17 protein-coding genes are annotated in these 22670 nt (G+C 39.9%); 12 read left to right on the top strand and 5 right to left on the bottom strand.

All coding sequences use genetic code 11. The features are described from left to right. Positions 1-90: 90 nt before the first annotated feature. The 5 genes from fabF to PL9631_RS06830 form a co-directional block, all read right to left on the bottom strand. Positions 91-1344: a beta-ketoacyl-ACP synthase II gene (gene fabF, locus PL9631_RS06810; protein ID WP_083618328.1), complete on the bottom strand. Its 1254-nt coding sequence runs from the start codon at positions 1342-1344 to the stop codon at positions 91-93. A 228-nt stretch (positions 1345-1572) separates the two neighbouring features. Then, on the bottom strand, positions 1573-1809 hold the full coding sequence (acpP, locus tag PL9631_RS06815) for an acyl carrier protein (protein ID WP_083618331.1): 237 nt from the start codon (positions 1807-1809) through the stop codon (positions 1573-1575). Positions 1810-2098: 289 nt separating this feature from the next. After that, complete coding sequence (locus PL9631_RS06820; RefSeq protein WP_231516662.1) at positions 2099-2482, bottom strand: hypothetical protein; 384 nt, start codon at positions 2480-2482, stop codon at positions 2099-2101. Between the two features lie 82 nt (positions 2483-2564). Further along, the gene (locus PL9631_RS06825) at positions 2565-3788 is read right to left on the bottom strand and encodes an urease accessory protein UreH domain-containing protein (RefSeq protein WP_331281251.1); all 1224 of its coding nucleotides are present in this window, start codon (positions 3786-3788) and stop codon (positions 2565-2567) included. Positions 3789-3796: 8 nt separating this feature from the next. After that, on the bottom strand, positions 3797-4516 hold the full coding sequence (locus tag PL9631_RS06830) for a class I SAM-dependent methyltransferase (protein WP_083618335.1): 720 nt from the start codon (positions 4514-4516) through the stop codon (positions 3797-3799). Between the two features lie 601 nt (positions 4517-5117). Between PL9631_RS06830 and PL9631_RS06835 the strand changes: the two genes are divergently transcribed. The 12 genes from PL9631_RS06835 (at position 5118) to PL9631_RS06890 (ending at position 22314) form a co-directional block, all read left to right on the top strand. Further along, complete coding sequence (locus PL9631_RS06835; protein ID WP_083618339.1) at positions 5118-7649, top strand: mannose-1-phosphate guanyltransferase; 2532 nt, start codon at positions 5118-5120, stop codon at positions 7647-7649. A 111-nt stretch (positions 7650-7760) separates the two neighbouring features. Continuing rightward, on the top strand, positions 7761-8369 hold the full coding sequence (locus PL9631_RS06840) for a single-stranded DNA-binding protein (RefSeq protein WP_083618341.1): 609 nt from the start codon (positions 7761-7763) through the stop codon (positions 8367-8369). 154 nt (positions 8370-8523) lie between these two features. Further along, positions 8524-11145 (top strand): bifunctional diguanylate cyclase/phosphodiesterase, encoded by a 2622-nt coding sequence (locus tag PL9631_RS06845; RefSeq protein ID WP_083618343.1) that lies wholly within the window; start codon positions 8524-8526, stop codon positions 11143-11145. Between the two features lie 269 nt (positions 11146-11414). Further along, positions 11415-11717, top strand: coding sequence for an RNA recognition motif domain-containing protein (locus PL9631_RS06850; protein WP_083618346.1), 303 nt, complete (start codon positions 11415-11417; stop codon positions 11715-11717). Between the two features lie 358 nt (positions 11718-12075). Continuing rightward, positions 12076-12390, top strand: a complete 315-nt coding sequence (locus PL9631_RS06855) for an RNA recognition motif domain-containing protein (RefSeq protein ID WP_083618348.1) — start codon at positions 12076-12078, stop codon at positions 12388-12390. Positions 12391-12704: 314 nt separating this feature from the next. After that, positions 12705-13040 carry an RNA recognition motif domain-containing protein gene (locus tag PL9631_RS06860; RefSeq protein WP_083618350.1) on the top strand — a complete coding sequence of 112 codons (336 nt, stop codon included), beginning with the start codon at positions 12705-12707 and terminating at the stop codon, positions 13038-13040. 335 nt (positions 13041-13375) lie between these two features. Then, positions 13376-16216 carry a TIGR02921 family PEP-CTERM protein gene (locus tag PL9631_RS06865; protein ID WP_083618353.1) on the top strand — a complete coding sequence of 947 codons (2841 nt, stop codon included), beginning with the start codon at positions 13376-13378 and terminating at the stop codon, positions 16214-16216. Positions 16217-16314: 98 nt separating this feature from the next. Next, positions 16315-17142, top strand: a complete 828-nt coding sequence (locus tag PL9631_RS06870) for a metal ABC transporter permease (RefSeq protein WP_083618356.1) — start codon at positions 16315-16317, stop codon at positions 17140-17142. Positions 17143-17264: 122 nt separating this feature from the next. Next, positions 17265-18185 carry a hypothetical protein gene (locus PL9631_RS06875; protein WP_083618358.1) on the top strand — a complete coding sequence of 307 codons (921 nt, stop codon included), beginning with the start codon at positions 17265-17267 and terminating at the stop codon, positions 18183-18185. Positions 18186-18367: 182 nt separating this feature from the next. Beyond that, the gene (locus PL9631_RS06880; RefSeq protein WP_083618360.1) at positions 18368-19963 is read left to right on the top strand and encodes a GUN4 domain-containing protein; all 1596 of its coding nucleotides are present in this window, start codon (positions 18368-18370) and stop codon (positions 19961-19963) included. Between the two features lie 272 nt (positions 19964-20235). Further along, the gene (locus tag PL9631_RS06885; protein ID WP_231516663.1) at positions 20236-20817 is read left to right on the top strand and encodes a Uma2 family endonuclease; all 582 of its coding nucleotides are present in this window, start codon (positions 20236-20238) and stop codon (positions 20815-20817) included. Positions 20818-21222: 405 nt separating this feature from the next. After that, positions 21223-22314 carry an ISAs1 family transposase gene (locus PL9631_RS06890; RefSeq protein ID WP_083616174.1) on the top strand — a complete coding sequence of 364 codons (1092 nt, stop codon included), beginning with the start codon at positions 21223-21225 and terminating at the stop codon, positions 22312-22314. Positions 22315-22670: the final 356 nt, after the last annotated feature.

The raw sequence follows: 22670 nt of genomic DNA on the forward strand, positions 1-22670 counted from the left end.
TAGGGGTTTGGTCTCCAAACCTAAACGAAAATCAGGGGACAAGACCAAACCCCTAGGATCAAATGTTGTAACCTGGATCGGGATTGCGGATCACGGTTGAAATTTTTTAAATGCTAAGGTGACATTATGACCGCCAAATCCAAAGGAATTGGATAACGCCACATTAATAACTTGGGCGCGACTTTGGTGAGGAACATAATCCAAATCACATTCGGGATCGGGATTATCCAAATTAATCGTCGGAGGCACCCGATCTTCGGCAATCGCCATCGCCGTCGCCACCGCTTCAATGCCTCCCGATCCCCCTAACAAGTGACCGGTCATCGATTTAGTTGAACTGACCGTGATCTTGTAAGCACTCTCCCCTAATACCCGTTTAATTGCGGCGGTTTCCGTTGTATCGTTGGCCGAGGTACTGGTTCCATGGGCATTAATATAACTAATTTGATCCGGGGTAATTCCGGCATCCTTCATCGCTAAGGAAATTGCCCGACTGGCTCCTTCTCCCCCAGGAACCGGGGAGGTCATGTGGTAGGCATCACAGGTCATCCCATAACCCACCATTTCCGCATAAATCCGAGCGCCCCGACTTAAAGCACCCTCTAATTCTTCTAATAGTAAAATTCCGGCTCCCTCTCCCATGACAAACCCATCCCGATCGCGATCAAAGGGACGACAGGCCTTCAGGGGTTCATGATTGCGAGTAGACAGCGCCCGGGCTGCAGCAAATCCCGCCACCGATAACGGAGTAACAGCCGCTTCGGTGCCGCCACAAATCATCGCTTGAGCATAGCCCCGTTGAATTAAACGAAAGGCATCGCCCACGGAGTTTGAGCCAGCCGCGCAGGCTGTCACCGAACAGGAGTTAGGCCCCTTTGCCCCGGTATGAATTGCCGTGAGTCCGGCAGCCATATTGGCAATCATCATCGGGATCATAAACGGACTACAGCGATCGGGGCCACGAGTTAAATAGATCTCTTGTTGATCTTCAAGCACCTTCAGCCCGCCAATGCCCGTTCCAATAATGACACCCACCTGTTCTGCATTTAAGTCATTAATCACGAATCCGGCATCAGAAACAGCTTGCTGACTCGCAGCCACTGCAAACTGAGCGAAGCGATCCATCCGTTTGGCATCCTTGCGCGAGATGTAATCACAGGGGTCAAATTCCTTTACCTCACCCGCAATCCGACAATCGTGCTTTGAGGCATCAAATCGGGTAATTGGGCCAATTCCATTGCGTCCGTTGATTAACCCGTCCCAATATTGAGCCTTGGTATTTCCTAGCGGAGTAATTGCCCCTAAACCTGTTATAACAACACGCTTCAAATTCATCGTAGTCATGATAGTCGATTCAAAAATTGATCACCCAAAATGCAGAACGTCAGTGAGAACCAAAACCAAGGTTAATCATAGTAGTTTAATTAACAGGGGTTGGGATTGCCTAATCCAGACAGTCGTACCGCAGCAAAATTTCTGTAAGACTGATGGAAGGCTAATCCTCCGCTTATTCTGTTGATTTTACCGCAGTTGCAGATTAAGCCGATGCTTTGGCTTGGTTGTCGATGTAGTCTACGGCTGGTTTCCTGTGATGTAGTTTATAGCGTCTTGAACGGTCTTAATCTTTTCAGCATCTTCATCAGGAATTTCGGTATCAAATTCTTCTTCTAATGCCATAACCAGTTCCACTGTATCCAGAGAATCGGCGCCTAAGTCATCGAGGAAGTTAGCCGCGGGAGTAATTTTCTCTTCCTCAACGTCTAATTGTTCTGCAATAATTTTCTTGACTCTTTCTGCGATGTCACTCATAAAAACCTCATAGGAATTGGGAAACTCAGTGTCCTTAGACCTGAGAGAAAATGATTGGACATGGCCTATCAACCCAGACTCATAGCGGTTAAAACCGCCTGCAATCTCCTCTCACTAGGAGAAGGGTGTTGCCCTCTGGTGGAGATCTATTGATCTCCTTTCACCCATTGCTGGGGTGATATTTGCTCTGTTGGATGTCGCGTATACCATTTTATCTGAAAGGGGGATCACCGCAGCAAGGATCTCGGAAGTCAACCTTTTGGCGTAAGTGCCTATTGTCCATTGCTGTTTATCGGACGGTAACGGCATACTTGGTTTTAAACGGTTTAAAATCCTGATTTTTTTGAGGAGTTCCTTTGAATTCTAATTCATAAATTCCAGCTTGGGGAAATATAACTTCCGCGCCTGGAATACCCTGATATTTTTCCGCAGAAATTGCTTTTAATTGAGGCCGGATTAAGGGTTGGTCTTGGGATGACCGAGGTTGCCGATAAATTGCTAATTGACAATTACATTCCGATAGGGGAATCACTTTTCCACCGCGACGGGTTAAGGCAAACCAAATCCTGGCTTTTTCCCCTGCCCTGGGATTATGATTTGGTTCTAGGTGGAATGTCACCGCCACATCTCCAGATACTTCTACTTCATGAGCTATGGCGGGACTAACGATCATTCTACTTATTAGAGACTTGCCATGGCACATATCCACCAAAGGCTGGATGAATATTCCCAATATTAAGAATAATTTTAAAAACTTATTTTTGTTTAAGGGGTGTACCATAAAATTTTTCTATACCCAATAATGACCAAACAGCAGAATACCGAATCAATAATATCATTAGAGTGATTGTAACCAACATAAAACCTCTAATTTGATCGAAAAATTTCAGGTCAAATCCTCCCCAATAATTAGAACCAATTAAGAGGGCATGAATCACGACTAAAATTAAGGCGGGTACGGCTAATAAATGAATTTTTCGCCAAACTATTCCTAAATAATTTTGGATTTTATCAAAACTGGTAATCGCCGCCGGAATTATCAATAATAATCCTAATCCCCCCGCTAGTATGCCCAGTTGATGTTGAATAATCATAAATTCAAAAGCCATTAAATTCCATTTGAACGTATGATCCAACATTTGCACCGTATGCACAATCGCTAATACAAAAGCTCCGACTCCTAAAAAGCGTCTATATTTTAAAGGTTGCGACCAAAGGCGGCTAATCGGACGGGCAATTAAAGCCAACATTAAACTAATTAAAGAACCATATCCCGTATAATCCACATGATTTCCGGTTCTTAATAGGGTTAAAATTCCAATTAATAAAGTAATCCATCCCCCCATTCTAAAAAGTTGACTGCGACGGTCGGCGGTGAATTTTTCGGTTAATAATCCTACCCCTAACATGGTCGGGAAAGTTCCGATTCCAAAGGCTAACATCGTCAGCATACCTAAGCCTAAACTCCCGGTTTCGGCGGCTTTAATTTGGGCGGTGTAGAGAAACCCACAGGGAATTAAACCCCAAACTAATCCTAATAAAATTGGGGTAAAAGCATGATTTTGTAAAGATACATTCACCATCAATCTACTTAGGTGATTATGTAAATTTTTCGGGGATAAGGGATGAATAATTGGGAAACGATGAAAGACAGTTGGATTAATTTGAGCTAATCCTAAAATTATTAAGAGAATTCCAGTAAAAATTGCTATCCCTTGGCGAAAAATACTGCCAATTCCGGCCATTTGTCCACTGGCAATTAAAACCGAACCTAACCCGCCAATCATTGCTCCAACTAAAGCATAACTGAAAATTCTGCCTAAATTTAATAGTAGATGAAACTGCAACGGAATTTTACCTGGAGACAGGGATTCATCGGAAACAGAAAAAGCAACGGTTAACGGGCCGCACATTCCCAAACAGTGACCAAAACTCCCAAGAAATCCTAGGGTACTAATTAACAATAGGTCAATGATCATAATTCCGTTTAAAACCGGATTTTATAGAGTTGAAACAGGGTTCCGGGCTTGCGTTTTAAAATTTTAGCCCCGGTGGCTTTGATGATAGTTTCCCAATTTTCTAGGGGTTCTAAAAAAACCTCTGTACCCAAATAGGTTTCTAAAATTGCCCAGTCTTCGGCTAATTCAGCATCGGAAATCAGAACATCAAAAACAAAATCTCCGCCGGGTTTAACCACTCGTTTGACTTCTTTTAAAACCAATTCCCAATAACTGATAGGATAGTAACAACTCCATCCGGTGGCGATCGCTAAATCAAACTGATTCGCCTCATATTGCAATTCATGACCGGGGGCTAAAGCTACTCCTTTAAACAGTTTAGAATTCAACTGTGGCCCTCTAATATTCAGGGCATCTTTAGCCACGGTACTAATTTCTTGACCATAAAATAAAGCCGCCCAATCTCGCCACGGGTAAATTAGAAAACTCACCCCACAACCGATATCTAAACAGTGCTGATTTTTTTGCGGTTTGGCAATTTCCCAAAAGGGGGAAGTGATTTTTTCTGATAAAGTTCCCGCCATGCGATCGCGAAAAATTTCCATCATTTCAACTTCTGGAGGTAAATCAAAAGATCCCCCTTGATATTCCCGGTTAAAACGATGGGAAATAGAAGCGATCGCCCTTTCCAAAGGGTCGGAACTCTCAGATAAATTGAAAAAACCCGATGAATTAGAAGATTTAGCCATGCCTTAACTATATAGATCTATTTTGACCCTTTCAATGCTTTTTTAAAGTTTTTCCGATAGGAGGAATTGAACACAAATAAAACCGGCCACAAGAGCGAGAAAATCATACGGTTTTGGAAACTGCGGTTGAAGTTGGTATTTTCAAACCCCGTCCAAAACTTCCAGATTCCACCCACATACAGGGCGACCAATACTAGGGTAATTAGGGGATTCATGTCTGAAAGATTTTACACTTAAAGGATGATAGACAAATTGAACATAGGTCTATTCTAGCAGTTAATCCTTGAGAATGGTGATTGATCTGGAGATAGATCGGTGATTATTATTGGAGATTCCCCGGTTCCCAACTGGACAAAAAGCCTTTGTATCTGCCGATTAACTGATCCGCTAACTGCTTCTATCGGCTAAAATTCGGGAAGTTTCATAAAAATCAACGATTAGCATAGGGAATGGTTTTAATATTTTTAGCAATTCCATAAGAAATTTGCTATTCTATTAGTGAGTAGGATTTTAATTCTAATAGATTTATTCAAAAATCTAGCTGTGAGCGAATCTGAAAAACACCGGATAAAAAATCAGCCTTAATTAATCAGGAGGAGATATGCGAGCAGTGCTAATGGCGGGTGGATCGGGAACAAGACTGCGACCGTTAACTTGCGATCTACCTAAACCGATGGTACCGATACTTAATCGTCCGATTGCTGAACATATTATCCATCTTCTCAAACAACATAATATTACAGAAGTGATCGCCACCTTGCATTATCTTCCCGATGTCATGCGTGAATATTTTCATGATGGCAGCCATTTAGGAGTACAAATTACCTATGCAGTGGAAGAAGATCAACCCTTGGGAACCGCCGGTTGTGTAAAAAATATTGCTGAACTTTTAGATAGAACCTTTTTAGTTATTAGTGGAGATAGTGTTACGGATTTTGATTTAACCGCCGCCATTGAATTTCATCGCCAAAAACAATCTAAAGCCACTTTAATTTTAACCCGAATGCCAAATCCGATTGAATTTGGTGTGGTCATTACTGACGAAAATCATCGGATTAGTAGATTTTTAGAAAAACCTTCAGCTAGTGAAGTTTTTTCCGATACGGTAAATACCGGAACCTATATTTTAGAACCAGAAGTTTTAGAGTATCTTCCCTATGATCAAGAATGTGATTTTTCCCAAGATTTATTCCCCTTACTCCTAGAAAAAGGCATCCCCATGTATGGGTTTATTGCTAATAATTATTGGTGTGATATTGGTCATTTAGATGTCTATCGAGAAGCCCATTATGATGCCTTAATGGGGAAAGTCAAACTGAAAATACCCTATCCCGAACGGGCTCCGGGTTTGTGGATCGGAGAAAATACGTTTATTGATGAAACAGCCGTCATCGAAACCCCGGTTTTAATTGGTCGTAATTGTCGCATTGGGCCCCGGGCACAAATTGAAGCCGGAACCGTGATTGGCGATAATATTACCATCGGGGCCGATGCCAATGTTAAACGGCCTATTATTTGGAACGGGGCAATTATTGGGGATGATGCCCATTTGCGGGCCTGTGTGATTGCTCGCGGCGCCCGGGTGGGTCGTCGTGCCCATGTCCTAGAAGGGGCCGTGGTGGGTTCTTTATCCACCGTCGGAGAAGAAGCCCAAATTAGCCCCGGGGTAAGGGTCTGGCCCAGTAAAAAAATTGAGTCCGGGGCTACTCTGAATATTAATTTAATTTGGGGGAATACGGCCCAACGCAATTTATTCGGTCAACGGGGGGTACAAGGATTAGCAAATATTGATATTACCCCAGAATTTGCCGTGAAATTGGGGGCAGCTTTTGGATCAACCTTAAAACCCGGTTCTTTAGTAGCAGTTTCTAGGGATCAACGGCCGATTTCTCGGATGGTAACTCGTTCTTTAGTGGCGGGTTTAATGTCCGTTGGCATCAATATTATTAACTTAGATGCCACCGCCATTCCGATCACACGCACGGCTATTCCTACCCTAAATGTAGCTGGAGGAATTCACGTCCGCCTCTCCCCCGAACGGGCAGACTATCTATTAATTGAATTTCTCGATAATAAAGGAATTAGTATTACCAAAGCCAAAGAGAAAAAAATCGAAGGAGCTTATTTTAAAGAAGACCTGAGACGGGCGCAAATTCCCGAAATTGGTAACGTCAGTTATACCGTGGATTTACTGGAAATTTATAGTGCCAGTTTTAGTAAATACATCAATAGCGAAGTCCTACGCTACAGTAATGCCAAAGTTGTGATTGATTATGTTTATGCGGTTTCTGGGGCAATTTTACCGCAACTTTTAGCGAAATTTGGCTGTGATGCGGTGGTTTTAAATGCCAGTTTAAACCATACCGCTTTATCGGTTCCTGAACGGGAAAACTTGCTCGATCAATTAGGGCGAGTGGTAGAAGCTCTGCGGGCTAATTTTGGCGCCCAGGTTTATGCTAATGGGGAACAATTTATGTTAGTTGATGAAACCGGAAGTCCCATCCGAGGGGAATTTTTAACCTCCTTGATGGTGAATATGGTCTTGACTTCCCATCCCCGCAGTACCGTCGTCGTTCCGGTTCATACCTCCTCGGCCATCGAACAAATTGCCCGTCGTTACGATGCTAAAGTCATCCGTACCAAAGCCAATCCCACAGCCTTAATGGAGGCCTGTCACCGCAATCCTAACGTCGTTTTAGGGGGCAGTGGGGATATGGGGTTTATCTTCCCCCAACTCCATCCCGGGTTTGATGCCATGTTTTCCATTGCTAAAATTATTGAAATGTTAACCAGTCAAGAGCGCTCCCTCACCCAAGTCCGGGCCGATTTACCCCATGTTGTTCATCGTCGGTATACCGTGCGCTGTCCCTGGACAATTAAAGGGGCATTGATGCGGCATTTAGTGGAAACCCATTCCCCCGACAACCTAGAATTAATTGATGGAGTCAAATTAATTAACTATCAAGATGATAACTGGGTTTTGGTTTTACCAGACGCGGGAGAACCCCAGGTTCATATTTTTGCCAATAGTATTGATCGCGATTGGGTAGATACCACTTTGCGAGAATATCGGAATTTAGTTCATGATTTTGTGAATCAATCCCAAGGCATGGATCATAGAGAAGATATTTAAGCTAAAAAATCAATCAAAAACAGTTTTAATTTTCAAATAAAAGTGTCATGATTGAAAAAACTCTACTCTGGGAGAGAGTTTAACCTTGTACTTGAATTTATTGATCAAAAAATGAACAGTATTATTCTAATGGCGGAGATTATTCAAGATCCGCAACTTCGTTATACCCCCGATAATCAAATTGCCCTGACGGAAATGTTGGTTCAGTTTCCCGGACTCCGGGATGTCGATCCACCAGCTACTTTAAAAGTAATTGCCTGGGGTAATTTCGCCCAAGAAGTTCACGAAAAATATCATCAAGGAGATCAAATTATTATCGAAGGTCGTCTGGGAATGAATACCATTGAGCGGCAGGAAGGATTTAAGGAAAAGCGGGCAGAACTGACGGCCCAACGGATTTATCCGGCACAGATGGATCTTTCCAGACCCGCCCAAACTTCCGATCCCGCCACCTCCACCCAAAATAAAGTCGTTCCCTTGGGATCTCGTCGCGCGGGTACTTCTAACCCTGCTGGCGATGAGCCCCAAGAGTCCCGTCGTCCCCCGGCTAATTCTGCCCCTCCTAGAACCACTCCCCCCGATGAACCTGATAACCACGATTATGATCCGATTCCCTTCCTGCGACCTGTGCCATTCCAAACTATTAAGATGGGATTGGTTGACTTTTGGGAATTAGAAATTAATTGTCCCCGAGTTGGGTTTGAAGATCGAAAAATCTAATTTTATTATCAGTTATCAGTTGTTGTGTATCTATAGCAATCCGCGCCTTTGAGTTCGTAATTCGTAATTCGTAATTCGTAATTCGTAATTCGTAATTCGTAATTCGTAATTCGTAATTCGTAATTCGTAATTCCCTATAAGGAGATAGACACCGGTGAAGTTATCCCTGCGTCAACTGCTCGTTATTCCTTTTGTGCTACAAATTGCGATATTCGTGGGAATAACCGGATTTTTTTCCTATAGAAATGGGCAAAAAGCAGTCAATGATCTAGCCACTCAGTTACATCAAGAAATTAGTAGCAGGATAGAGTTATCCCTCAGAACCTATTTGAATACGGCTCATCTCATGAATGAGACGAATAGAAACGCAGTGACTCAAGAATTTATCTCTCTAACAGATTTTACGGGTTTAAAACGGTTTTTCCTGGGTCAACTCCAGGCTTTACCCTCCATTGATTATGTGGCTTGGGGAAGTGAACAGGGAGAATATGTTGGTGTTCAAAGAATCAATAATCAACAATTTAATCTGGAAATTGTTCAAAATTCTACTCAAGATTGGTTTCATATTTACCGCTTAACTGAAACAGGAGAACGGGGTAAACTCCTAGACAGATTGCCTAATTATGATCCCCGTCGTCGTCCTTGGTATCAAGCCGCAACCCAAGCTAAAACAGGCATCTGGACTCCGATTTATCTTTGGTTTTCTCGGGAAACCTTAGCCATTGATGCTGTTTTACCCCTTTATGATCCAGAAGGACGTTTATTAGGCGTACTAGATACAGCATTATACTTGTCAGATATTAGTAATTTTATAATTAAAAATAATAAAATTCAAAGATTAAAAGCTGTTGACAGTGATGATATTTTAATTAGAGAAACTGCTAAAAATTTACGCAAAAATCTCATAAATTTTGATTCGATTCAAGAGTCTATTTCCTTAGATTTTAAATGGGATCAGGAACGATATATTGTCAGGATTGTTCCCTTCTTAGATCCCAGGGGCATTGATTGGTTAATTTGTATTGTGGTTCCCGAACGGGATTTTATGAATTTGATTATTAATAATACAAGGGTTACGTTCTTTCTGTGTATTTTAGCTTTGATAATAGCAATGGCTTTAGGGATAATAACAGCCCATAGAATTACGGCTCCTCTGATTCAATTAAGTCAAGCAAGTCGAGCGATCGCCCAAGGAGAATTAGACCAAAATATTGAACTAAATCGAGAAGATGAACTCGGAATTTTAGCCAAGTCATTTAATCAAATGGCTATGCGGTTAAAGCGGGTTTTTGAGGAGTTGGAAATTCGTGTGGAAGCACGCACTACTGAATTAAAAGAAGCAAAGGTAGCTATTGAAAACTATAATAAACAATTAGAAGAACGAGTCTATCAGCGAACGGCTGAACTTTCTTTAGCTTTAGAAGATTTACAAAAAACCCAAGTAGAATTATTAAAACAGGAAGAAAAACTAAAATTTGATGCTTTTCACGATAGCTTAACGGGGCTACCCAACCGAGCTTTGTTATTAAATAAAATTCAGGATTTAATTGAATTCAATCAAAAGGAAGAAAAATATTTATACGCAGTTTTATTTTTAGATTTAGATCGTTTTAAAGTGATTAATGATAGTTTGGGTCATTTAGTAGGAGATGAATTATTAAAGAGTGTAGCTCATCGTTTAAGAGCAGAAACCAAATCTCAAGACACCGTTGCCAGACTGGGGGGAGATGAGTTTATTATTTTACTAGAAAATATTCACAATCAAGATGAAGTTACTAATATAGCACAACGAATTATTGAACAGATTAAACGTCCTTTTTATATTAACTATAACCAAATTTTTACCGGGGTTAGTATTGGGATTACCCTCAGTTCCATGGGATATTCTCAAGCGGAATCCATGATTAGAGATGCGGATATTGCGATGTATAATGCTAAACATTTAGGTAAGGGATGTTATCAAGTATTAACCTATGCCATGCAGATTCCAGCCCTACAACGTTTGGAACAAGAAAATCAATTAAGAGAGGCTTTAAATCGTCGGGAATTTATATTAAACTATCAACCTATCATTTCTTTAATCACAGGAAAACTCACGGGATTTGAGGTGTTAATTCGGTGGAATCATCCCGTAAAAAAAATCATTAGTCCCTGTGAGTTTATCCCGATTGCAGAGGAAACTGGATTAATTCAACTCATAGATTTATGGGTTTTTAAACAGGCGTGTCACCAAATTAATGATTGGAACCAACAATTTCCTAATTTACCGCCTTTGAGCATGAATATTAACCTGTCTCCGGTCGATTTAAAACAAACCAATCTTGTCGAAAACTTGAAGCAAATTATAGATGATAAAAACCTCAAAAATTGGAAATTAAAACTAGAAATTACGGAAACTTGTTTTTTGGAAACTTTGACTTTTGAAAAAAAATTAATGTACCAACTCCAAGCCATGGGAATTGAGTTGTGTATTGATGATTTTGGTACGGGCTATTCCTCTTTAAGTCGGCTGCACAATTTTCCCCTGTGTACTTTAAAAATTGATCGTTCGTTTGTTAGGGAAATCCAGTCTAAAACGAAGGGCGCGGAAATTATTCATACGATTATTATGTTAGCCCATAGCTTGGGAATGGATGTGGTAGCAGAAGGAATTGAAACTAAAATCCAGTTAGAAAAACTAACGGAGTTGGGGTGTAATTATGGACAGGGTTATTTAATCTCTAAACCCCTAGACCATTCTCAAGCTACGGAATTTTTAATCAGCCAGGTGGGTTAAATTCAAATCGTTTACAATATGTAACAATACAACGAAAAACTCCGTAGGATTGAGTTTAAGCAGAATCAAGTTCAAGAAATTAAGTCTAATATAAAGATAGATAGAACTTTTCCCCAAAATAATGTTATTATTGCTGCAAAGATTAGATATCGGTAGCTCCGTTTGCTACGGCATCAGGAAGGTTTTTGCTCTCTGGTATAAGTTTTACCCGCTTGCCTCCGAATTCCAATCTCCGCATACCCCTTGATTTTTGACTGGAAAGGTACTTAATGACAATTTATGTAGGCAATCTGTCTTACGACGCGACGGAAACCGACCTTACGCAAGTGTTTGGTGAATATGGTTCCGTTACGGATGTTCAAATTCCCCTTGACCGGGAAACCCAGAGAAAACGGGGTTTTGGCTTCATCAAAATGGCAACAGACGACGAAGAAACCAAAGCAATTGATGAGTTAGACTCGGCAGAATGGATGGGTCGGGTTCTGAAAGTAAATAAAGCCAGACCCCGTGAAGATCGCAAATCTTCCGGCGGTAGCTGGGGAGATAAACAGAATTACTCACGACCCTATTAAGTTGTTCCATACAACGTTCGACACACGAAAATCCAGTCCCTACCGGGAATAGTGCTAGAAAAAGGTTTTTTTGTACGGCAAGACAGGCCGGATTTTAAGCTTGTGGAGAGGATATCCAACTCGAAGTGCTTGCACAAAAAGTAGTCCTCTGTGAAGCAAGAATTCCCAGCCAAATCCATAGGATTGTTATGGGAGTGTCAATGCCTGTTTTTTAACAGGTTGTGCTAAAGTAATCAGTGAGAGTAAAATTCGGTTGTAGCTTTTGTTTGTAGTCTTGATGGGCATTTCCCGTTTGGTTTGGACAGGCTTCTCTCCGAAATTCTAACCTCCACAATGTTTTTGATTTTGGAAATATCCCATGTCTATTTATGTCGGCAATCTTTCTTATGATGTCACCCAAGAAGATTTAGGTGATGTTTTTGGGGAGTACGGTACTGTTAAACGAGTTCAACTGCCTACCGATCGTGAAACCGGTAGAGTGCGGGGCTTTGGCTTTGTGGAAATGTCCAGCGAAGCAGAGGAAGAAGCAGCAATTAAAGCACTTGACGGAGCAGAATGGATGGGTCGCGACCTAAAAGTGAACAAAGCCAAACCTAAAGAAGACCGTGGTAGCGGTGGTGGTGGTAGTCGCGGTGGTGGTTATGGCGGCGGCGGTGGCCGTAGTCGCTATTAAACTGCTTTTTGACTACTTCACTTAGGATTGACTGCGAGAATCGCCTCGATTTCATCTTAATAAAAACGCTTAGGTATTGATACCTAGGCTTTTTTATTGGAGAGTTTTTTCAATTTCTTGATCCTGCTGAATCGTGAAAATTATTTTCGGAGTATCCATACCTTTTTTTCCACAGATTGTGTTAGAGTATTAACCGAGAGTAAAATTCGGTTGTAGCTTTTGTTTGTAGTCTGTATGGGCATTTCCCGTTTGGTTTGGACAGGCTTATCTCCGAAATTCTAACCTCCACACTACTTTGATTTTGGAAATATCCCATGTCTATTTATGTCGGCAATCTTTCCTATGACGTTACAGAAAGCGATCTGAACGGCGTTTTTGCGGAGTATGGCACTGTTAAACGTGTACAACTCCCTACCGATCGTGAAACCGGTCGAGTGCGCGGTTTTGCCTTTGTGGAAATGGCAACTGAAGCAGAAGAAAACGCAGCTATTGAAGCACTTGATGGTGCGGAATGGATGGGTCGCGGTCTGAAAGTCAACAAAGCCAAACCTAAAGAAGACCGAGGCGACCGGGGATCTTTTGGTGGTGGTGGTAATCGCGGTGGCGGTTATGGCGGCGGCGGTGGTGGCGGTGGTCGTGGTCGCTACTAAACTGCTTTTTCACCATTCTAATTAGGATTGACTGCGAGGATCTCCTCCACTTGATCTAAATAAAAAAGCTTAGGTAGAAATACCTGAGCTTTTTTATTAGGGGGAACAGGGAACAGGGAACAGGGAACAGGGAATAGGGAACAGGGAATAGGGATTTAGGGATTTAGAGGTGTCCTAACTGTAATGCGTAGCGCTATATAACAAATTGTAAATTTATATCTCTACAATTAAGTAATCGTTGATCACTCAATTGTAGATCGTTAAACTCGAAGACTAAGTGGGTGCGATAGTGTTCGTTCTAATCTCCAACTTCATAAACAGCTTAATCAAGCAATATGAATACAACTAAAACCATTCATTCTGTATTTCAATTAATCTTTTGGTTGTGGAATATCACCTTCCTGACCGTTGTTTATATTTGGATTTTACCCTTTCTAGCAATTTTCCTAGTTTTAGCCACCTTTGCGGGACAAATAGAACTAGAATTTACCCTAACCATCCTGGCTTTAATTGCAATTCCCACCGTTTGCGTGATTATTGCAAATCGGCATTTTCATCAAAGACCTGTAGAGTTAATCCGGTTATTTTATGGTGTGGAAGCACCCCTATTTCTATTCTGTCTAGTGCGATTATTTATTCTGCGGGAAATGACCCCCGCCAGTCGTTTTGTATTAAGCACTATTTTAATTTGTATCGGAGCATTTTTTGTAGAATTAGTTTGGGGATATTTAGGACAAAAACAGCATAAAACCTCTCGAATTTTATCGGGAATACAATTAGCTGTTCATAGTCTGATGTTATTAGTCGGATTTTATTTAGGAATAGTTCTACTTTATTATGCAGTTCCGGCTGCTGTAGTTCTGTTAAGGCAGTTTTTTTCATTTCAGTGGTTAGATTCTTTGTGGTGGGATTTAACTCATAATTTCTTGTTAGGTTTTGCTGTAGTGACGATTCTTTACGCCGCAACAGCCACATTATTTTTAGGAATGCCTTCGGCTTTAGTGGCCCTTTATATTCACTCAGGACAACGAATTTTACGCAATTTTTCCGCCCAATATGGTCGGATTCGTACCATCCAAATTTCATTGGGTGTGGTGACAATTTGGAGCATATTATTAATTAGTTTTCTCCATCAACCTCAAGTTTCAGCCTTTCAAAAGTTAGAAGATATTCCCCAAACCGAACCCCAAAAACAAGAATTATTAGCCCAGTCTAAATCGATTCGCCAAGGATTAATTAACGCCTATCTATCCCCCTATCGCTATTTAGGAGCGGTCAAAGATAGTAATTCAATGGAGGCAATGTATAAAGATGTTTTTAATTTACCGCAACCTCTCCTTGATGGGATTCAAAATAGTTATAATCAACTCATATCTCCCTTTCTCTATCAAGGAGATTTAGAGAAAGATGCGGATAAAGCCGAGAAACTCTATGCTAATTTTTTTGATACTCCGATTGAAAAAGCAGAACGTCTTGCCATTCAACACGCCCTTAAATCGACGGTTATTTTAGATGATGCAAAAGCGGGTTTATTGAATATTAATCAGAAAAAAGTTTGGTTGGCTAAACAAGAAGTTACTGTTCAAGAACAGGGGGACTGGGGAGAGGTAGAAATCCACGAAGTTTATCAAAATCAAACCAACGATGTAGAGGAAATTTTTTACTCTTTCACCTTACCTGAAACCGCCGCTATTACAGGTATTTGGTTGGGAGATACAAATAATAAAGTCACCCGTTTTCCCTTTACCGTTTCTCCCCGAGGAGCGGCGCAAAAAGTGTATAATTCTCAAGTTAGAAGGGAACGTCCCGTTGACCCGGCATTGTTAGAACAAGTGGGAACCCAACATTACCGACTGCGTGCATTTCCCATTCCACCCAAATCAGTTTCTTGGGATAGAAATAATTCCAATCCTTCGGCAGAATTACACCTGTGGTTAACCTATAAAGTTATGGGTCAAGGAAATCAATGGCCTTTGCCTAAATTGGGAGAAAAACGTAATATTTTCTGGACAAAAACCACCGAAAGAATCAGAAATAAAGACTCAGTTAAAGGCTTTGAAAAGGATTGGTTAGAGGCTAGTTTCCCTGCTGCTCAACAACTAATTAAATCCCATCAAGTCACCTTAGCAGATTACAAAATTACTGCTAAACCCTTAGCCGAAAAAGATTATATTCTACCCCAAAATAAACGATTTGCGATTATTTTGGATACCTCTCGCAGTATGGAAAACCATAAACAGGAATTAGCAAAAACCTTAAATTGGTTAAACCAAAATATTATTCCCAAAAATCAAGCGGATTTATATGTAACAGCAACAAAGGTCAATAAACCAGAATTTATTGATGATTTAACTCAGTTTCCGATAAATCAAAAAGTCTTTTATGGAACCCTACAAATTAAGGAAATGTTGCGTCAGTTTATAGAGTTGCGTGGCAATCAAACCTACGATGGTATTGTGTTAATTAGTGATGAGGGAAGTTATGAGTTATCGGAAGATAAAACCGGGGTTCCTCAGCTTTCAATTCCCCTGTGGATTGTTCATTTAGGTTCCCTGGCGCCTGCTTATGAAGATGGGACTTTAAGGATGATTCAAAATAATGGAGGCGGGGTTTCTACCGATATTTCTGAAGTGATGAAGCGCTTGGCAACGACGGAACAATTAACCCAAAAATTAGCAATTTCAACTCAACCCAAATCCGACAAAAATCCAGAAAAACCCCAGGTTTTAACGGTGGCGGATGGCTATAGTTGGTTTATGGAAAAAACGACAGAAAAAACTACAGAAGTAACAGGTTTTGAACCCATGGCAGCACGATTATTAGTTCAGGGGTTAAGTCAGAAAAACCCAGAACAACAATTGGCGGACTTAGATGGGATTCATGCGATCGCAAAAACCTATAATATTGTTACCCCGTATTCTTCTATGATTGTTCTAGTCAATGATGAACAACGTCAAGCTCTCAAAGCCGCCGAAGCCTCTAATGATCGATTTAATCGTAAGATAGAAGATGGGAAAGAACAGTTAAATAAACCCAATAATCCCTTGAATACAAATACCAGTGTCCCAGAACCGGGAATGACCCTTGGGTTAGGATTAATTGGGCTGTTTATTATTGTTCAATCTCGAAGAAATCAGGCTAAAAATTCACCCTATAAAATCAAGATGAAAAAATAAAAGGTTGAAAAACTCTATCTATGTCGGGGCAATTCCTGAATTACCCCGACTTTCTATAGAAATTATCCGCAAATTGTACCCTTGATATTATCAAAATTATGCTAACAGAATTGATTAAATTATTTGAATTTGAATTCATGAGAAATGCTTTAATTGCCGGATTTTTAGTCAGTATTGCCTGTGGGATGATCGGAACATTTGTTGTTGTGAATCGGATTGTTTTTATTAGTGGAGGTATTGCCCATGCTGCCTATGGAGGTATTGGTATGGGTTACTTTTTTAACTTTAGTCCGGTGTTGGGGGCGATGGTATTTTCTGTATTTTCTGCCCTGGGCATGGGGTTAGTCTATCGCAAAACCCAACAACGGGCAGATACAATTATTGGGGTAATGTGGGCGATCGGAATGGCAATTGGGATTATTTTTATTGATTTAACTCCGGGTTATAAAGTGGATTTAATGAGTTATTTATTTGGCAGTATTCTGACCGTCCCCCCATCGGATTTAATTATTATGTTAATTTTAAATATGGTAATTGGGGTGATGATTTTTTTGTTTTATAAGGAGTTAGTCGCAATTTCTTTTGATCCGGTTTTTGCCGAAACTCGGAATTTACCCGTAGATCAACTTTATCTTATGTTAATCGTGGCGATCGCTTTAACCGTTGTTATGGTGATGAAAGTGGTCGGTTTAATTCTGGTGATTGCCCTATTAACTATTCCCGCAGCAATTTCAGGACAATTTGTTAAAGACTTAAAACAAATGATGGTATTTTCAAGTATTTTAGGAATAGTTTTTACAACTCTAGGTTTAGGAATTTCTTACTTTTTTAACTTAACGTCCGGTGCAACCATTATTTTAGTTGCGGGGTTTACTTATTTATTAAGTTTAAGTCTAAAAAATATAATTAAACAAGCAACTTTTTGACCAGAATTAGGTTAAATTTGATTATAGCCATCTAATCAGATTAGGATTCAAAAATTCCTGATTTATGTTAAGGTCGTGTGTTGAAACTGAAATCCTCTTAAAAATCAACCAATTCATTGGCGATGAAAACCCAGATTGCACTTTGTTTAACCTCCCTAATTTTAGGCTTTTCCTACCCAGCAAGCGCACAGAATCTTAACCCTTGTCCGAGTTCGGTTTCCGCCTGTCAAAACTCCAACTCGACGGAAACCGTCGCCATTTTAGAAGATGGTCGGTCTTATGAATTTGAAGCCGGACAGGGTATTTATCGTGTTCGCTATAATTACACGGGAAAAAATTGGACTCATGCCGATGTTGCCCCAATTCGGATTAATACAAACAAACCCATTGCTATTTTACCGATGCAATATACCAGCAATGGTTTACAGTCCGGGGCGAGTGTTAACGGTGTTTCCGTGGGTCGGGTATGGAATTCAATTACCGTTGAAGAAATGCAACGACGGTTAGAAGCATTAGGATTTTATGTGTTAACGCCGACGATTTCCATGTATGGAGAAACTATTGATGGATTTCAAGCCTTAGAACATTTTATTGCCGGAGTTCATAAGGGCAATTCTTCAGTACAAACGGTGATTTTAAGCGCCGATGCGAATGTGGCAAATGTCGCTAACCCTCGCCCTGGTGCTCAAATGTTAATCACGGGACTGCATCAACGGGATTTATGGTGGGAATATCGCATCCAAAACCGTTTAGTCGGGTTTTATCAACAGCAGGGTTTAGTCAATATAGGGCCAAGAGTTCGCGGGGGGCAAAATAACCGGGAGGGTCATTCTTTGGCTTGGCATCCGATGATTGAGCGGGCGGCTGAATATAATCCCCAAGTAGCAATTATTGAAGTGGCCCAAGCGGCGGAAATTATTCAACGGGCGGGGTCAATTCAAGCGGGACGAGAATGGGCGGCCCCTGTATTTGACGGTGTGGCCCTGGGCATGGCCGAACACGCCTGTGCGACGGGGGCGAAATTGAAAGTCTGTGAGGGTTAGGTTTTAGGAGTTAGGAGCATAGATATAGTCTGAAGTAGCAGTAGAAACCGGGTTTCTTAACTGATCTTTCTGTTATTAACAAAAGTTATTACAGAAACCCGGTTTCTGGGATTTATCGGTACAAGCTGAACCACTTACTGCTATAATTTAACTCAGGATCTTATTTATCCCCAGACTTAACTATGAGTCAATGCCTTAACCCCGATTGTTTACAAACCAACTCTAAAACAACCTTTTGTCAAAAGTGTGGTTCTAAATTACTATTAACAGATCGATATCGGGCGTTAGAAATATTAGGACAAGGGGGTTTTGGTCGGACGTTTCTAGCGGTTGATGAGCATAAACCTTCTCAACCCTATTGTGTAATTAAACAATTTTTACCCCAAGCTCAAGGTACGAATAATCAAGAAAAAGCGGGAGAACTTTTTAAACAGGAAGCGATACAATTAGAACATTTAGGCAAACATCAACAAATTCCTGAATTATTCGCCTATTTAATCCAAGATAACCGTCAATATCTCGTTCAAGAATATATTGAAGGACAAAATTTAGCTCAAGAATTAGCTCAAACTGGGGCATTTTCAGAAACTAAAATTGTTAATTTGTTAGGAGATTTATTACCAATTTTAGCGTTTATTCACCAAAAATCTGTAATTCATCGAGATATTAAGCCGGAAAATATTATTAGAAGAAAAAGCGATAATAAATTATTTTTAGTGGATTTTGGAGCAGCTAAAGCGGCGACTATAACGGCGTTAGCGGTGACAGGAACAGTTATTGGTTCTGCCCAATATACTGCACCTGAACAAGCGATGGGAAAACCAACTTTTGCTAGTGATTTATATAGTTTAGGGGTAACTTGTATTCATTTATTAACTAATATTGAACCGTTTGATTTATTTGATGTCAGTGAAAGTGATTGGGTGTGGCGAGATTATTTAAAGGTTAAAGTCAATAATACTTTGGGTCAAGTCTTAGATAAACTCTTACAACAGGGCACAAGAAAACGCTTTCAAACTGCTCAAGAAGTCTTAGAAGCATTACAATTAACCCAAAAACCGATATCACCACCAACACCACAATTTACACCGCCACCAACAGTCAAACCAACAGTCAAACCAACACCCCAACCAACAGTCAAACCAACACCCCAACCGGATATAGAATTAAAGTCAGCTAAAGGTGTGAGTTATCATCAATTAGAACAACTTTTGAAAGCCGGAAACTGGAAAGAAGCTGACAAAGAAACGGCTAAAAAAATGTTAGAAGTCGCCGCAAGAAGAAATAAGGATTACTTGGAGATAGAAGATATCGATAAATTTCCCTGTGAGGATTTACGCACCATTGACCAACTTTGGGTAAAATATAGTAATGGACGCTTCGGCTTTTCGGTACAGAAGCGCATCTATAAAAGTGTGGGAGGAACCCGGCGTTATGATAGTAAAGTCTGGGAAGCGTTTGGTGATCAGGTGGGTTGGCGTGTAGGAGGTAGCTGGTTGAACTACCCAGATCTAAAATTCCATCAGACAGCACCCGATGGCCACCTCCCGTGTATGGTGATTATCTTGGGGTTTGGGGGGAGGTATGAGGGTGGTGATTGGAGGTATTGTTTGGAATTTGGAGGAGGTGTTGTTAGTCTCTTCTCTTGCGTCGAGACTTGTTTTCAAACCGCTCAAGAAGTATTAGAAGCATTACAATTAACAGTTAAACCAACACCCCAACCCAATATAGAATTAAAGTCAGCTAAATGGTGGGCCTGGAACGGGCGGGTTTGGTGAGGTAGCCTTGTTTGTTTCTTCTCTCGCGTCGAGACTTGTAGACTGTAACATATAAGGCTTTTAACCCGACAACGTAGGGGCGGGTTCGCCGGGACTTTTGTTAATAATAATTAACCTAAATAAACCCGCCCAACCCCATAATAGGAATCAATATAAACCCGGTTTTATTAACATTAAATTTTGGTGGGTGGGGCGGGTTTATCAAGATTATTTGTCAGATTTGAAAAATTTTGCTAGAATAAATGAGGGACTAAATTAGAGGCTAAGAACTCATGATGGTGCAAACCGTTAGTAAAACCTATAGCTTTGAAGACTATCTCAATTATAAAGATGATACCGATCTCAAATATGAACTTTTCAACGGAGAATTAATTCCTATGCCACCTGCTAGTGGTTTACACGCTGAAATTTTATGTTTGATCTATGATATCTTAAAAGCAGAAATTCAACGATTACAATTAGATTGGGTGGTGCGACCTGGAACTGTGGGAGTCAGAACAGGAATCAGAAAATCTCGCATTCCTGATGTATTAGTAATGACAGAAACTCAGCGTCAATATCTCAGCACATTATCTTCAGCCATATTAGAAGATTCGCCTTTATTAGCCGTTGAAATAGTCAGTCCGAATAACCCCGATGATGACTATCGTTATAAACGTTCAGAATATGCTGCGTTAGGGATTTCTGAATATTGGATTATTGACCCACAAGCATTGAAAATATCAATTTTAACCTTAGTTTCTGGTTTATATGAAGGGGTAGAATTTAGAGAAAAAGATATTATAAATTCTCTAATTTTTCCCGAATTAAAATTAACATTTGAACAAATTTTAAATCCTTTTTTGACTCATTAAGCGGGTTTTAGGTAATGTAGGGGCGGGTTCGCCGAGATTTTTGTTAATAATAATTAACCTAAATAAACCCGCCCAACCCCATAATAGAAATCAATATAAACCCCGTTTTATTAACATTAAATTTTGGTGAGGTGGGCGGGTTTATCAAGATTATTTGTCAGATTTGAAAGATTTTGTCGAACCCGCCCCTACGGGTTTTATTTTAATAATTGGGTCAGAAACCCGGTTTCTTTCTTGGCACTATGTAAAACCGAAAGTTCGTTGATTTTTTTTCTAGTCCTAGATCCCCCCTAACCCCCCTTGGAAAGCAGGGTGTTTTCATTGTCGGGGGTAAAAAAGAAAATAAAAGTGATCTTTTTTTGGTAAAATCAAAGAAAGATCACTTTTATTTGATTTTAAAAAACTATGTTAAACAGTATAATCGAACAACTGAAGTTAGTCAAGGATTTTCGGAAAAATCGTGGTAAAAGACATGAATTATGGGTAGTGTTGACTATCATTGTTTTAGCACTGCTAACTGGCAATGTTACTTATAAGCAAATAGATAATTTTAGAAAAAATGAAGAAAATAAGCTAATTAAATTATTAGAAACTAACACTAAAAAATTGCCGTCTTATAGTACCATAAGACGAGTAATGCTCGGAATAAATTCAATAGAAATTCAGTTGGTTTTTCAGTCAATAGTCCAGGAATATTATTGGCAACAAGAAGGCGTTGATTGGATTGCGATCGATGGAAAATCTTTAAAAAACACCCTGACTAACTATGAAAATCAGAAACAAAATATGTTAATTATGGTATCTTGGTTTAGTCAAGAAACAAAGTTAGTAATTAAATCGGAAAGTTTTGAAAGTAAACAAAGTTCTGAAAACGCTAAAGTTCTGTCTATGATAGAAAAATGCGGGTTATTAAATAAAGTATTTACCCTCGATGCTCTCCATTGTAGTAAGGAAACAACTCAGGCAATAATTGAGAGCAAAAATAATTATTTAATTACGGTAAAAGGGAATCAAATTAAATTGCACAATCGGATCAAGATTTTAGCAGAAATCGAAAAACCTTTAACGGTATATGAAGAAAAAGATGTCAGTCATGGGCGAAATATTAGCAGAAAAGTATCAGTATTTGATAGCCAAAATGTCAACCATAAAAATTATCCTCATCTTCAAAGTTTTATTCAGGTAGAAAGAACGGGTTTTCGGGGTGATCAAGAATATAATGAGACTTTATATTATATTAGTAGTCAGAAATTAAGTGCGAAAACATTTGCAGAAAAAATTAAAGCACATTGGTTAATTGAAAATCAAGTACATTGGGTCAAAGATGTGAATTTTAATGAAGATAAATCAAGAATAAAAGGCATAGACGTAGCCGGAAAATTCTCGTTATTAGTAACATTAATTTTGAATATATACAGAAGTTTGGGTTTTAGCTCAATAAAAGAGGGACAGTCATGGTTGGGAAATAATTGGGAAAAGATTTTAGCGATCGCCTGAATTAATTAAGTTTTTAAAACTATTTTTCTAAAAAAACATTCAAAATATTTAATAATAAATAGTCATAAAGTCTTATTAATCAAGACAATGGCTATCTTTTGCTGTTAATAAATATGAAAATTGTTCATTCTTAATATTTCCCACTTATCTGATGAAAATTAGAGAGAATTTGATCGGAAAAATTGATAATTTTTTTTGAAGATAGCGATCGCATTTGGGAAAATGAAAACCCCCTGCTTTTTTAAGGGGGGCAGGGGGGATCAAACTCTGGCAGTCCACCTCCGAAGACTATAACGCCCTGACAGCATGGGCTGACGACTACCTCAACGCCTACCGAACTGATAAAAAACAATGGC

Source organism: Planktothrix paucivesiculata PCC 9631 (genome assembly GCF_900009265.2).
Lineage (GTDB): Bacteria > Cyanobacteriota > Cyanobacteriia > Cyanobacteriales > Microcoleaceae > Planktothrix > Planktothrix paucivesiculata.